The 12,743-nt window shown below is 49.7% G+C and carries 14 protein-coding genes and 1 pseudogene; 8 read left to right on the forward strand and 7 right to left on the reverse strand.

The features are described 5' to 3' along the window. Positions 1 to 183 (forward strand): hypothetical protein (locus tag QOS10_RS04575; protein ID WP_283594041.1); only part of this gene is annotated, 183 nt, incomplete at its 5' end. On the opposite strand, the gene zwf is transcribed toward QOS10_RS04575, so the two are convergent. Together zwf and QOS10_RS04585 are read right to left on the reverse strand one after the other, a co-directional pair. Beyond that, positions 180 to 1,661 carry a glucose-6-phosphate dehydrogenase gene (zwf, locus tag QOS10_RS04580; RefSeq protein ID WP_283594043.1) on the reverse strand — a complete coding sequence of 494 codons (1,482 nt, stop codon included), beginning with the start codon at positions 1,659 to 1,661 and terminating at the stop codon, positions 180 to 182. The two genes, QOS10_RS04575 and zwf, sit on opposite strands and share 4 nt — an antisense overlap. Positions 1,662 to 1,933: 272 nt before the next feature. Continuing rightward, positions 1,934 to 3,103 (reverse strand): CynX/NimT family MFS transporter, encoded by a 1,170-nt coding sequence (locus tag QOS10_RS04585; RefSeq protein WP_283594045.1) that lies wholly within the window; start codon positions 3,101 to 3,103, stop codon positions 1,934 to 1,936. A 191-nt stretch (positions 3,104 to 3,294) separates the two neighbouring features. On the opposite strand from QOS10_RS04585, the gene QOS10_RS04590 reads away from it, so the two are divergent. Further along, positions 3,295 to 3,738, forward strand: coding sequence for a VOC family protein (locus QOS10_RS04590; protein WP_283594047.1), 444 nt, complete (start codon positions 3,295 to 3,297; stop codon positions 3,736 to 3,738). Positions 3,739 to 3,812: 74 nt separating this feature from the next. On the opposite strand, the pseudogene QOS10_RS10265 reads toward QOS10_RS04590, so the two are convergent. Both QOS10_RS10265 and nrdI read right to left on the reverse strand, forming a co-directional pair. Next, positions 3,813 to 5,192 (reverse strand): annotated as a pseudogene (locus QOS10_RS10265) (IS3 family transposase). A 67-nt stretch (positions 5,193 to 5,259) separates the two neighbouring features. Next, positions 5,260 to 5,727, reverse strand: coding sequence for a class Ib ribonucleoside-diphosphate reductase assembly flavoprotein NrdI (gene nrdI, locus QOS10_RS04605; RefSeq protein WP_283594050.1), 468 nt, complete (start codon positions 5,725 to 5,727; stop codon positions 5,260 to 5,262). A 195-nt stretch (positions 5,728 to 5,922) separates the two neighbouring features. Between nrdI and QOS10_RS04610 the strand changes: the two genes are divergently transcribed. From QOS10_RS04610 to QOS10_RS04635, 6 genes are all read left to right on the forward strand, one after another. Next, the gene (locus tag QOS10_RS04610) at positions 5,923 to 6,786 is read left to right on the forward strand and encodes an ATP-binding cassette domain-containing protein (RefSeq protein ID WP_283594052.1); all 864 of its coding nucleotides are present in this window, start codon (positions 5,923 to 5,925) and stop codon (positions 6,784 to 6,786) included. 12 nt (positions 6,787 to 6,798) lie between these two features. Further along, positions 6,799 to 7,329 carry an NAD(P)H-binding protein gene (locus tag QOS10_RS04615; RefSeq protein WP_283594054.1) on the forward strand — a complete coding sequence of 177 codons (531 nt, stop codon included), beginning with the start codon at positions 6,799 to 6,801 and terminating at the stop codon, positions 7,327 to 7,329. 14 nt (positions 7,330 to 7,343) lie between these two features. Beyond that, complete coding sequence (locus QOS10_RS04620) at positions 7,344 to 7,871, forward strand: DUF1836 domain-containing protein (RefSeq protein ID WP_283594056.1); 528 nt, start codon at positions 7,344 to 7,346, stop codon at positions 7,869 to 7,871. A gap of 99 nt (positions 7,872 to 7,970) precedes the next feature. Further along, positions 7,971 to 8,423 carry a MarR family transcriptional regulator gene (locus tag QOS10_RS04625; protein WP_283594057.1) on the forward strand — a complete coding sequence of 151 codons (453 nt, stop codon included), beginning with the start codon at positions 7,971 to 7,973 and terminating at the stop codon, positions 8,421 to 8,423. A 12-nt stretch (positions 8,424 to 8,435) separates the two neighbouring features. Further along, complete coding sequence (locus QOS10_RS04630) at positions 8,436 to 9,164, forward strand: B3/B4 domain-containing protein (protein WP_283594058.1); 729 nt, start codon at positions 8,436 to 8,438, stop codon at positions 9,162 to 9,164. Positions 9,165 to 9,233: 69 nt separating this feature from the next. Then, positions 9,234 to 9,818 carry a pyridoxamine 5'-phosphate oxidase family protein gene (locus tag QOS10_RS04635; protein WP_283594097.1) on the forward strand — a complete coding sequence of 195 codons (585 nt, stop codon included), beginning with the start codon at positions 9,234 to 9,236 and terminating at the stop codon, positions 9,816 to 9,818. A 57-nt stretch (positions 9,819 to 9,875) separates the two neighbouring features. Here the strand turns inward: QOS10_RS04635 and QOS10_RS04640 are convergent, their stop codons facing one another. From QOS10_RS04640 to QOS10_RS04650, 3 genes are all read right to left on the reverse strand, one after another. Next, positions 9,876 to 10,535: a hypothetical protein gene (locus QOS10_RS04640; RefSeq protein WP_283594059.1), complete on the reverse strand. Its 660-nt coding sequence runs from the start codon at positions 10,533 to 10,535 to the stop codon at positions 9,876 to 9,878. Between the two features lie 151 nt (positions 10,536 to 10,686). After that, a complete protein-coding gene (locus tag QOS10_RS04645) occupies positions 10,687 to 11,811 on the reverse strand; it encodes an AI-2E family transporter (RefSeq protein WP_283594060.1) in 1,125 nt (374 codons plus the stop codon). A 1-nt stretch (position 11,812) separates the two neighbouring features. After that, positions 11,813 to 12,646, reverse strand: a complete 834-nt coding sequence (locus tag QOS10_RS04650) for a TIM barrel protein (RefSeq protein ID WP_283594061.1) — start codon at positions 12,644 to 12,646, stop codon at positions 11,813 to 11,815. Between the last annotated feature and the right edge of the window lie 97 nt (positions 12,647 to 12,743).

The following is a 12,743-nucleotide window of genomic DNA, read 5'->3' on the forward strand; positions in this document are numbered from 1 at the left end:
AAAGCCAAAAGGCAAATTGGAATTGCCCTAATGGCATTGAACATGAAGAAAATGGCCGGAAGGCCGTCTTCATATTCCAATAATTTCGTAAAAAAGGAAGAGCCATTCAGAATTTCTTTGGAAATTCCGAATGGCTCTTCTATTTCAAGGACTTATGTCGCAGCCCTTTTGCTTAATTATTAGTGGTTGAGCCGGTAAACCCACTTGCGGCCATCGCGAGCCAGCAGTTCATCAGAAGCAGCTGGGCCCATTGAACCAGGCGTGTAGTTAGGGAATTGCGGCTTTTCGATGTCCCAGAGCTTCCGGATAACATCAACGAACTTCCAAGCGTAGGCAATTTCAGCCCATGATGCGAAGTTGGTGTGGTTGCCTTCCAGAGCATCGTGGAAGAGACGTTCATATGGTTCTGGAGCTTCCTTCTTGTCGGAGTCGCTTTGCAGGTAGCTCAGGTTGACTGGTTGGGTAGTGAAGCCTTGGCCAGCGCGCTTAGCGTTCAGTTGCATAGCAAAACCGGACTTTGGTTCAACGAAGATCGTCAGAACGTTGGAGTTCAGGGATTGGTCGCTTTCGTTGCGAGGGTCGGCGAAGATGTCGATCAGTGGCTTCTTGAAGACAACGTCGATCCGGGTGAACTTGTCGGCTAACTTCTTACCAGTCCGAACGTAGAATGGTACCCCTGACCAGCGATAGTTGTCGAACAAGAGCTTGGCAGCAACGAAGGTTTCAGTACCTGATTCTGGGTCAACCCCGTCAGCGTCACGGTAAGCTTCCGTGCCGTTGCCGGCGTCGTATTGACCACGAACAAAGTTAGCAGCGGCTTCGGATGGGGTGTAAACCCGCAGACTCCGCAGAGCCTTGATCTTTTCAACCCGCACATCGGTATCGGTGAAGGAAACTGGTTGTTCCATTGCCAGTTGGGCAACGATTTGCATGATGTGGTTTTGAACCATGTCACGAAGGGCACCAGAGTTGTCGTAGTAACCGGCACGCTCTTCGACACCCAGCTTTTCACTCAAGGTTACCTGGATGTTGTCGATGTAACGGTTGTTCCAAAGAGATTCGATGATCGTGTTACCGAAGCGCAATGCTTGGATGTTTTGAACCATTTCCTTACCCAGGTAGTGGTCGATCCGGAAGATTTGGTCTTCGTCGAAGGTCTTGGATAATTCATCATTCAGCTTCTTAGCAGAGTCGAAGTCACGACCGAATGGCTTTTCGATAACCAGGCGGTTGAAGCCGTCGTCAGAAAGCAGACCTTGCTTCTTCAGGTTCAATGCAATGGTCCCGAAGAATTGTGGAGCCATTGACATGTAGAAGAGGCGGTTGCCATCAGTACCGAATTGCTTGTCCAATTCAGCGATCCGGTCCTTTAAGATGGTGTAGTGTTCAGGCTTCGTAACGTCGTGCGCCTTGTAGAAGAAATGCTTGGAGAAGTCTGCTGCTTCGCCGTTGCGGGTTTCTTCGATGTCTTTGATTGAGTCCTGAACCAACTTTTGGAATTCTTCGTCGCTCATTTCGTGACGAGAAGTACCGAGAAGGGCAAAGTGGTCAGCCAAGTAGCCCTTTTGGTAGAGCTTAAAGAGGGCGGTGTACAGCTTACGCTTAGCCAGGTCACCGGTTGCCCCGAATAATGTAATGACAGCTTTATTTTCTGTAGCCAAAAAAGTTCACTCCTTCTGAGATTTCAGAAATTCTATAACGCTCCAATTATATACTTTTCGCGGCTTTTCTGCACTAAAAAAGGAACCGTTTTCTCAACAGCAGCATTTTGACGCCAAATGGAATACCAGGATCAAAGGGCGTCATAATGGCCGTTTGTCAAGCGGTTATTATTTAATGGTCTAGATCAAACTTTTTTGAAATTTTATGTAGGCTACCTGTATATAATAGAAAAAATAAGCACCGGGCAAAATGCCGGTGCTTATTTTAGAGGTTAAACGTATTGTTTCCGCTCGGCCAGAACTCCGCAGACGGTGAAGAAGATCGCAGCGATGGCGATTACCACCAGGCTGGCAAACCAGTTATGCGTCTGGGCGTTGAGGTTGCCGACGATGATGGGACCCAACGCGGAGATCAGGTAGCCCACGGACTGGACCATCCCGGAGAGGTTCCGGGTGTCCGCCGCATTCTTGGTCTTAAGCCCGAACAGGGTCATTGCCAGGACAAAGGTGGTCGTGGTTCCCATTCCCAAGAGAAGGGCCACCACGCAGTAGTAGGCAAATGAACCGACCGGGAAGAACATCATGATGGTGCCCACCAGGGATGAGATCCCGGCAAAGAGCATGATCGGTTGCCGGTTGCTCATCTTGGTGGCGATGATCGGTACCAGGAAGGCGAACGGGATGGAGAAGAGCTGGAGCAGGCCGGCAATCAGGCTGGCCTGGTCACTGGAGAGGCCGGCATCCATAGCGATGGATGGCAGCCAAGCAACAATGCTGTAGAAGACGAAGCACTGACCCCCGAAGAAGAGGAGAAGCCACCAGGCATTCATGTTCTTCCACATGTTGGTTCCCTTAGCCGGTTCTTCCGCACTGGTCGTGGCCCGTTCGTTGTACTTTAGGTTAGGCAGCCAGACAATGGCCGCAATCAGCGCGATGGCACTGATGATGGTGACTGCGGTCTGCCAACTGCTCTGGTGGGTGATCGGGGTGATGGCGTAGGCCCCGATGGCCGCAAACAGGGTCATGGCCGTGTTGTATATTCCCGTGACGCTTCCAATCTTATCAGGGTACTTATCGGCGATGATGGCCGGCAGGAGCACATTGATACAGGTAATGGCGATGCCGACCATGATGGTCCCGATGATCAGGGAGGTAAAGTTGATGATCCGGAGGTAGGAACCGATGAACATGATCACCATGGCAATCTCAAGGGTCAGCTCGTTACCGAAGCGCTGGGCAGTTGAGGACACCACCGCCGACAGCAGGCCGAAGCACAACAGGGGGATGGTCGTTAAGATTCCCAGACTGGTCGGGGCCACCGCAAAGGTGTGGGCGATCTCTTTGACGACTGATGGAATCGCGGTGATTGGCATACGCATGCAGACGCCGAGCAGGAGGAGTCCGAGGATGAGCAGCGGGCTATGTTTTTTAACTGCTTTCACGATATTTTCATTCCTTTCGTACTGTCAATATAGGTAAAACATTAAACTAGTTAAGCCATACCATTATAGCATAAAGCACTTTTAACTATGATTAGATAACGATGAGAGCGCAATCAACCATTTGGCGAAAATTTGACGGAAACTTAATTGAACCATATAATCAACGATGAAGATTGATACGGAGGAAAATCATGACGGCAAAAATATACCCGTACTTAACATTCAAAAACGCTAAGGAGGCCATGGACTACTATGTCCAGTCCTTTGGGGCAGAGATTACCTACCACCAGTCGCTCAATGAAGAGCAGGCGGAGAACCTCGGAATGGCCACGGATGACGAGACCCTTCAGAAGACGACGCTGCGGGGGGAATTTACGATTGCCGGGCAGAAGATCATTTGCGCGGACGCCACGATGGGGACGCCCCAGTCTTCGGCCCTGGTTTCAATCATGCTGAACTTCGATGATGCCGGGCAAGCGCGACAGCTTTTTGATCGTCTGGCCGCCTCAGATGACCAGCGGGTAACGGTGCCATTTGGCAATTGGATGTTCAACAGTCAAATGGGTCAGATCGTCGATAAGTATGGTATCACCTGGCTGATCACCGCTGCCGCTAACCTACCGCAAGAGCAATAAGGAAAAGCCTCTGACGTGTACCCTTAAAGCTGGAACTTGGATGTTCTTACTTGTAAATTGAATAAATGTTTTTCCTAGGCAATCACATTCTGCTCGTATTGGAGTGGAGTTTGGTTGCCTAGTTTTGTTTGAATTCGTCGTTCGTTGCAGAAGTGAAGCCACTCTTCAATGGCCTGGATTAATTCATCACGATTTTGATAACTAGTGTCTTGGCCAATCTCAGCTTTAAGCTTACTGAAGACTGTTTCACAGGCGGCGTTGTCTAAACAAGTAGCTCGATGGGACATACTTTGGCGAATATGTCCTTGACGCAAAAGCTTTCGCCAAGTGTAGTGTTGGTAGTGACAACCCTGATCGGTGTGGAGAGTTAATTGATAACCCGTATGCGGTAACTGATTGAGTAACCTTTGTAGTGGTGTCAAGGCAAAATGAAGAGTAGGGCTTTGACCAATGGCCCAGGTTAAGATCTGCTTAGTAGCGAGATCCTTAATAATTTCCAAGTAGACTTTTTGACCGTTATGCGCCTTAAGTTCAGTAATGTCACAGACCATTTTCTGGTATTTCCGATTACTCATAAAACGACGATTGAGCTTATTTTTGGCTTTCTTGCCATTAGGACCTTTGGAAAAATCGTATTTGCGTCGTCGTTGATAATACTTAGTGCATTTAAGCCCCATTTCATGCATGAGGCGTTGGATTCACTTGTGGTTAGGAGCTGGCTTACCAATTAGCTGGTAATAAGCGCGCACCTGAGCACTAAGCCGCCAGACTCCGTACTCGGCTTCATAGTAGTTAAACAGGCCTTTGATTACCGCCCTAAGTTCAAGCTCATCTTCATCCGGGTGTTCAAATTGGCGTTGCCAGTATTGGTAAGTTGACATCGAAATGGGGAGCGCATCAATTAAGTCCTTTAACAGGTATTTGGCCTTGAGTTCATAGATTACTTGCGCGAGTTCTGTTTTGGATGCTTTCTCAAGGCAGCTAATTTTTTTAAGGCGTCGAGTTGTATCTTTAATAATAAGTTTTCTCTTTGTAGGGCTTGATTCTGGGCCTGGAGCTGTCGTAACTGCTTGTTTTGGTTGTCTTCGTGCTGAGTAACCATGTCTGGACTTCCTTCTTCGGCGTAAGTTCAGTAAAGCCTGTGCTCCACGCTTATTATAGATACATTCCCACTGATAAACCGAAGCTGGAGAACGAAAGCCGAAATGAATACAGGTCGCTGAAATTGACGCCAAATTTTCTTGTTTCCACTTTACCAGATTCAAGCGAAAATCCCCAGTGACTTTAGGTGGACTAAGCAATGGCCCCTCACCAAATCGTGTATAAATACCCACCCATATTTGAAAATCAAGTTTGGCAAGATGATATTTATGCCTGACGGAAGCCAAACTACTGTTACTATTTGCATACTCCTTAACCGCCTTAAGCTTAGTACTGACGCTAATTTTAGTCATAAAAAATACCCCCAGAGTTGATTTCCAACTCTGGGGGGTACACGTCAGGGAGGCTTTTTGTATTGAGCTAGGCGTTAACCTTTCTCCAGCGTTCCCGGAGAATGGCGTAGATGTGTTCGGCGTCACGTGATGTCCCGCGGAGTTCGTAGTCTGCCAAAAACGGTGCGTTGAACTGTTTGGCATATTTACGGGCGGTAAGGCAATATTGTTCATTGAAATTGCGATTGCCGCTGCCGATCACCCCAACACAGTACTTGGCGTTATCACCAGATTCGATGTACTCGCCGAGGGCATTCGTCATGATTTCAGTGAAGCCGGAGTCGATTCCGTTGCCCCCGGTTAAGTAGGTAGGTACGAAGACGAAGAAGGGACTCTTCTCTTCTCCCGGGAGTGTTTGGTCGCTGATTTCCTTTGAGGTAATGAGCGGGTTGTCCTCATTCAAGGCGTGTTGCTGTTCAGCATAGGCACTGAGCCGGCTGATGAAGGCACGTGTATTTCCCTCGATTGAGGTGTAGATGATGTTAATTAGGGCCATTGATGATACTTCTTTCTAAATTCTAAGCGATAAATCGTGATTAATTATACTACATTTATGAGGCTAACAATTTATCAGTAATGTTACTTTTAGCGTACTATTCTTAGTTAAACAGTTTGGCAAAGAGGTTCCCGCTGAATGGCATAAATGCTAAAATTAGTGGTGAGTAGTGAGAAGACAAGGGGGATTGGGAAGTTGAGTAGAATTAGCTTAAGTAACCTGACATTTGAAGCCAAATCTGGAGATCAGCTTGAAGATGTTTCAATGGAATTGACATCGCCGCAGATAGTTGCAATCTGTAGTAATGACGATGGGGCAACCGCGTCACTTGAACAGTTAATCACTGGTACGGGCAAAGCCCTGGACGGGGATGTAACTGTTAATGGCCAGGACCTGAAGTATATTCGGCGCCACCATGACGATGCCATTGCCAACCTAGCGGAAATTGACCTGCGTGGCCGCACCGTCGAAAAGGCGATTCAAAAAGCCTGCCGCCATCAGGACGGTGCCCTGAGCTTAGACGCCACCCTGGAGATGCTCAAGCCGCTGAATATTCAAGCCGATGCTAAGATTGCAACGCTCAATGATAACCAGCAGCAGGAGCTCAAGCTGATCATCCTTCTTGCTCTGCGGCGGTCAATTGTCGTTCTCGGTCGCGGCCTCGATCAGCTGTCGGAACAGTCCCGGCTAACGATGGGGCAGCTGCTTAAGGACTACACTCAGAAGACCGATTCGCTGGTTCTCTTTACTAGCGAGGACGTTTCGACCATGATGCGGTTTGCCGATGTGATCTACTACTTCAATGGAAGCCGTCTGACCTCTGTGCGGGCGCTGCGTTCTGGCGACGGGGTTGACTGCACGGTTACCGTGACGGGAACAGGACTTCCAGTCGAGATGGCTGTCCGGATGGGGGCACACATGTTGGAAGAGGCTCCCAACGAAACCCGTTTCCTCTACACAGGGAACATCCAAGCCCTTCTCCCGTTGCTTGAGCAGAGCACGATTACCGATGTTCGGATTGAGGATGCCTCGGTTGAAGATGAACTGATGGCCTACTAGAAAGGAAAAGCAATGGCACGAATTGTGGTAATTAGCCGCCGTCATGGTCGCCTAGCGCGGCTGATCATGGAAAACTCATACGCAGCCGTGGCGGCAAATAATTTTGATGTTGAATTGGAAGCGGGCGATGTCCTCTGCTGGCTCCCCCAGGCTGGTGACCCGGTCGATGATGAGGTGCAGCAGTTGGCCGACCTGATTGACCACGCCGTTTTTCCGCCGCAGAAAATTGTGATGCTCTCAATTGCCGGGACGGCCGACGATGCAGACGAGGCCCAACTAAAGCAATGGTATGGCAAGCGGGCGATGCAAGAAGTCTGGGCATACCAATATGCGATCAAGATGATTGACGAACTGGAACTGCCATATGTGGTGGTGCGGGCATTGCCGCTGGGCAAGGGCACTGACCACGTCCAGGTAGCGGATGAAGGACAGCCGTTATCAGGAAAGAATATTAGTGAAGAGCAGCTGGCGGCAGTCTTGGAGGCCGCGCTGACGACGGGAAAGTTTGATAACCATTCGATTGGCGTCATGCCAAGCAAGTGAAATGAGGTAACAGCATGAAAGAGATAACAGATTACCAACATTGGCGAGAAACCGTTCAACATGTTCATCTGCCGCGCTGGAAAGAGCTACCGACCTTGGGCCTTTACGTTGACCAGGTGGTAACGGTGGTCAATGAGCAATTAGCCAGCTTTGATGTTGAGCCGCTGACCAAGGCGATGGTCAACAATTACGTCAAGAAGAAGGTTATCCAGGCGCCGATTAAGAAAAAGTATGCCGTTAACCAGCTAGTTGACCTGCTGCTGATCGGTTTCTTCAAGGTCAGCTTTAACATCGATGATATTCGGGCGGGAATTGCCCAGCTGACGATCGACACCTACCCCCAGCAGGCTTATGACCACTTTGCGACGGTCCTGGAAGCGATCCTGGCCGGGCAGCCAGTTGCTGACGACGTTCAAATGGATCCTGCCAACCAGGAATTGATGGAGTCGGCTATCAAGGCTGTGCTGGCTCACCTCAAGGCCGAACATATTTTTGCCGATATGCGGCGGCAGCAACAACCGCTAAAAGTTGAAAAGGGATAGATAAGAGGGGCGTCTGTGCAAAGACTCCCCTTTTATTGAATTACAATTTTGTTGCAATTGCAACAAATTGTGATATTATATGGACAAGGAGTTTTAACCATGATCGATATTTTACGGGAAGTCGGAATGATTGAGCGGGCGCTGGACTCAATGTCGAACATTGAATTCAAGCAGATCGGCCTCGCCCGGGGGCAGTACCTTTATGTTGTCCGCATTTATGAACACCCGGGCATCATCTCTGAGCAACTATCGAACTTGATAAAGGTCGATCGGACCACGATTGCCCGCGCCGTCAAGAAGCTTGAGCAAAAGGGCTTCATTGTGCGGCGCAGCGACCCGCAAAATAAGAAGATCAAGCGCCTGTTCGTTACCAAGAAAGGGAAGGAGATCTACCCCTTCATCATTCGTGAGAACCAGCACTCTAATGCGGTGGCACTCCATGGTTTTACTGATAAGGAAGCGCAACAGGTCCATGACTACCTGGTCCGCGTCCGCCACAACATTGATGGCGACTGGGACCTGGTTAAGCATGGCGGTAAGCGTGTATACTAGGAGGCTTTTCAAATGGATAAAGTTATTGTTGATCAGAGCTTCTGGGAACTTTTCCCGGATGCTCAAGTGAATATTTTGTATGCCAACGGGATCGATAATCACGATACGGACAAGAATCTGGCCGAACGGCGGGAAATGCTTGCCAACGCGACTAAGGAGGCGGAAAAGTTCCTGACCAACGAAACTTTCCGGATGAACTCCGTGGTTGACCAATGGAGAAAGGCCTACCAGCAGTTCAAGAAGAAGAAGGGGTCCCGGGCCTCGATTGAAGCGCTGCTGAAGCGGGTTAACCAAGGGCGGACCTTTGACCCGATCGATCCAATGGTGGATATCTACAATAGCATCTCCATGACTTATGGGGTTCCGGTCGGCATGGAAGACCGCGACAAGATTAAGGGCGCCATGCACCTGGGCCAGGTCGACGGCGGCCAGGCCTTTCGTCCGGTGGGGGCCGATGAAGATGAGCCGACCCTGCCTGGGGAAGTTTGCTACTACGACGATGAGGGTGCCGTCTGCCGGTGTCTGAACTGGCGTGATGCCCAGCGGACGATGCTGACGGCGGACTCACAAAACGTTGTAGCGGTCATTGAATCCGTCAACGCCGCCCAGGCCGCCCGGGCCGATGAGGCGATGGAAGAGTTGCGCAAGCTGATTAACCAGCATTTCGGCGTTAAACCGACGCTGGTTTACCACCTGACAAAGGACAACCCGGTTGCCGAGGTGCCGGTTGATATGCAGTAATCCTTGCTTACGTGGGAGGAAGTCATTATGCGAAAAGACATTATCACTGACCATGCCAAGCTCTCCTGAATCCTTGACCAATGTCAGATCCTGCACTTGGGTTTGAGTAACCAGCACGGTTCCTACGTTGTGCCAGTACATTACGGCTACCAGGAAGGCCCGAATGGTCACTACACGATCTACATTCATGGTACGGGAGATGGCGAAAAGGCCGCCACGCTGAATGCCGGAAAAGTGATCGGCTTTGAGACGGATCATGGTCACGAAAATTTGATCTATACCCCACCGCGAGCCGGTGATTTTGGTCCATCGTTCATGAGCGTGATTGGTAATGGGACCCCACGACAGCTGACTGATCCGCAGGAGAAACTGTTTGCCTTGCGGACGATTATCCACCACTACGTCAATACGATCCCGGTCGCAATCGCAGCTGAGGATGTCAAGGGTGTACCAACGTGGGCGATTGATGTGCAAAACATCACGGGACGGGTCCACCACCCTACTAAAGAGTGGTCGACTGCCCTGGGGTTACCCCTGGAAAAGCGCCACGGGAAGCATTACGAAGACGGTGCGATGGTCAGCGATGATACTGACTACCAAGAAGGTAATGCGGCTGACCCGGATGCGACAAGCGGGGCCTCACAAAAACAGTAAGAAAAAAGCATCGACTCAATTGGCGATGCTTTTTGGCTCCTGATTAATTCGAACCTATTACAGATCCTGTAGTTCTTCTGCTTTATCAGCGACTTCTTGATCTATTTCATTGTGTTCATCAGTGAAATCATTGTAACTACCACTAATATCTGTGGCATGGTTAGTAAAATGTTTCAGCCTAAGATAGGCACTGTGGATCTTTTCCTTTTCTCCTTTAGGTGCAGCAGTATTCTTTTGAATCTTTTGGTCAGCGTCATGCATGTTGCCTATTATGGTATCAAGGCTATCAATATCGTCGCTATGTTTCTCCTCAATATTATCGATAGTAGCATCAACATCAAAGTCCTCGTCAGAATTATCAATGGCTTCTTCCCATTCTTTATCTTCTTGATTAGATAATTGTTCTGTGGCTGCAGCTATGTACTTATATTGGTTAATAAAGTCGTCTTTGTCATCTTTATAGTTCTTCTTACCTTTAGCGTATTGGACCTGTTTTTGGGCTTCAGCTTCCTGCTCATCAGCCGTATTTTGGGCCATACCGCTACCAAAGAGGCATACAATCAAAATTACCAGCGTAATAATAGTTCTTTTCTTGTTCTGCTTGAACTTCTTACTATCTTTGTCTTCCCTTAATTTGAACCACTTTACCCCAAAAACAATTGCAACAATTAGGGCAATGATAAATCCTAAAGCTAAAATACTGGCTAAACTTTGCATCCCAATCTCCTCCAAGCATATATAAATAAAGACAGAACCAATCAGCGTTGAATAGGCGTTGGTTGGTTCTGTCTTTTTAGCCTTGCTAAGTATATCACAATGTCAGCATTTACTCGACCAGTTTTTTAGCATTAAGGGCTATCGGTGTTAATTACTGTCTTTGCGGCAGTTGGGCAGCCTTCCTGCGGCGCCGTTGCACATCCTCGGCCACCAGCTTGTAGATTGCGGCAAACAGCGGCACGGTGAGCATCATTCCCAAGATTCCAGTGATTCCCCCACCGACGATAACGGCGGCAAATACCCAAACGCTGGGAAGACCGATGCTCTTGCCAACGACCAGGGGGTAGGTGACCCGGTTGTCGAATTGCTGGAGGACAATAATAAAGATCAGGAAAACCAGTGCCTTGAATGGCGAAACGGCAAAAATCAGGACAACTCCGATGCTGGCCCCGAGGATCGCCCCGATGATCGGGATCAGGGCGCCGAAGAAGGTGACGACCCCGATCATGGAGGCGTAAGGGATTCCGAGGAGCTTCATGCCGATAAAGCAGGCCACGCCCAGGATGGCGGCATCCTTGCACTGACCGACGATGTAGTTGCTGTAACTATCGTCGAAGGTCTTGATGACGTGCATAAATGGCTGCTTGATCTTGCTGAAGTAGGTGTCCATCACCTTGTGAAACTGCCGGGCCAGCATTTCCTTGTAGATCAGGAGGTAGATTGAGAAGAAGAAGGCAATCATCGCGGTTGTTGTGGCGGAGACGATCGAGCTGGCGGTCGACATGACGGTCTTCATGGTGCCGCCGACGCCGTAGCCGATGTATTTGCCGATCTTGTTCCAGTCGAAGTGCTTAGGGTCAAAATTCTTCCAGGAATCCTTGAAATTACTGTTTTCCTGAATGGTATCGATCAGGTGGTTGATGACCCGGCTATGGTTAGCAATTAGGAGTTTAACACAGCTGACGATCTCGGGGATCACCAGCCGAATCACTAGGGCGACGATGATAATGATCGACAGGTATGACAAAACAATGCTGACGGCCCGCTTGAAGCGCCGCGCTTTGGGACCGGGAAAGAGGCGGAGGTAGAGGTGCTCATACTGACGGAGAATGAGGTTGACGATGTAGGCAACCACACAGCCGATCAAGAGGGGCATGGCCGCGCCCAAGACGGTCTTCAAAAACTTGGCGACGGCTCCCCAGTAGGTGACCGCCAGGAATAAGAGAAAGAAGGCTAATACAAGCGATAGGTGACGACGATGAATATGAACTTTCAAATTACTCCTCCTTTAACTGATGGCAGAGGTTTACCAGGTAGCGGTGGCTGGCCATCTGTTCGGCACAGTCATTCTGGTCCTTCAGGTTGATCTCGTAGATGCTGGTTGCAGCTGGGTTGAGCAGGGGCAGGACCTTGGCCCAGTTGATCTTTCCCGTGCCCAGCTGGAGACTGTCATGGGTCTGGCCTAGTGAGTCCACCAGGTGGTAATGAACAACATCCGGTGCCAGGTGCTTTAAGGAACGCTGGAGGCCGGCGTTGTCACCATGGAGCTCAATGAAGCAGTGGGAGGTGTCGAAAGCCAGCCGGTAGTGGTGGGCAAGAATTTCATCCTCCTGATCTGGATGCCCGTAAGCGAAGACCGGGGCGATGGAGTTCTCAAACATGATGTGGCTGCCGCCCTCGTCCTTGAACCGGTCCAGTCGGTCATACACCGCCTGGCGGGCTGCTTCAACGCTGGGGTAGAGGTCGACCATGTGTTGGACTTCCGCCCCGGAGTACCCGCCGTGAACGAGGACTTGGACATTGAGATCATGACCCAGGCGGATCAGCTGCTCGGTGGTGGTTTCAATGAATCGGTAGAGGCCCGGATAATACTTCTCCGGGGCCACGACATCAGAGTGGTAGTTTTCGAACTTCATCGGGTGGTGGAGGACAATCTGCGAGATCCCCCGTGATTGAACGTACTGGACAGCATCATAAAGCCGTTTGTAGCCGTCGGTGGTGAAGTCGCTGGCTGCGGTGTAGAATTCATAGACCATCGGCTGGTATTGCAGGCGGTCGTCGATTTGGACACGATCGCTACTCCCCTTGAGACCGAGAATTGGTTGATACATTATTCAAGACTCCTTCGTGAGAGATTGCTTACCATTAATGATAGCAGATTTTGGTGTGGTAAGATTATGTTTGTGAAATGAAAGGAAGTGAAGCGGG

It is taken from the genome of Limosilactobacillus galli (assembly GCF_947381495.1).
Taxonomy (GTDB): Bacteria; Bacillota; Bacilli; order Lactobacillales; family Lactobacillaceae; genus Limosilactobacillus; species Limosilactobacillus galli.

Coding starts and splice junctions, on each gene's coding strand:
- nrdI (WP_283594050.1), bottom strand. CDS start 5,727: ATGGCCCTAATTAACATCATCTACACCTCAATCGAGGGAAATACACGT.
- QOS10_RS04590 (WP_283594047.1), top strand. CDS start 3,295: ATGACGGCAAAAATATACCCGTACTTAACATTCAAAAACGCTAAGGAG.
- QOS10_RS04625 (WP_283594057.1), top strand. CDS start 7,971: ATGATCGATATTTTACGGGAAGTCGGAATGATTGAGCGGGCGCTGGAC.
- QOS10_RS04650 (WP_283594061.1), bottom strand. CDS start 12,646: ATGTATCAACCAATTCTCGGTCTCAAGGGGAGTAGCGATCGTGTCCAA.
- QOS10_RS04630 (WP_283594058.1), top strand. CDS start 8,436: ATGGATAAAGTTATTGTTGATCAGAGCTTCTGGGAACTTTTCCCGGAT.
- QOS10_RS04640 (WP_283594059.1), bottom strand. CDS start 10,535: ATGCAAAGTTTAGCCAGTATTTTAGCTTTAGGATTTATCATTGCCCTA.
- QOS10_RS04615 (WP_283594054.1), top strand. CDS start 6,799: ATGGCACGAATTGTGGTAATTAGCCGCCGTCATGGTCGCCTAGCGCGG.
- QOS10_RS04620 (WP_283594056.1), top strand. CDS start 7,344: ATGAAAGAGATAACAGATTACCAACATTGGCGAGAAACCGTTCAACAT.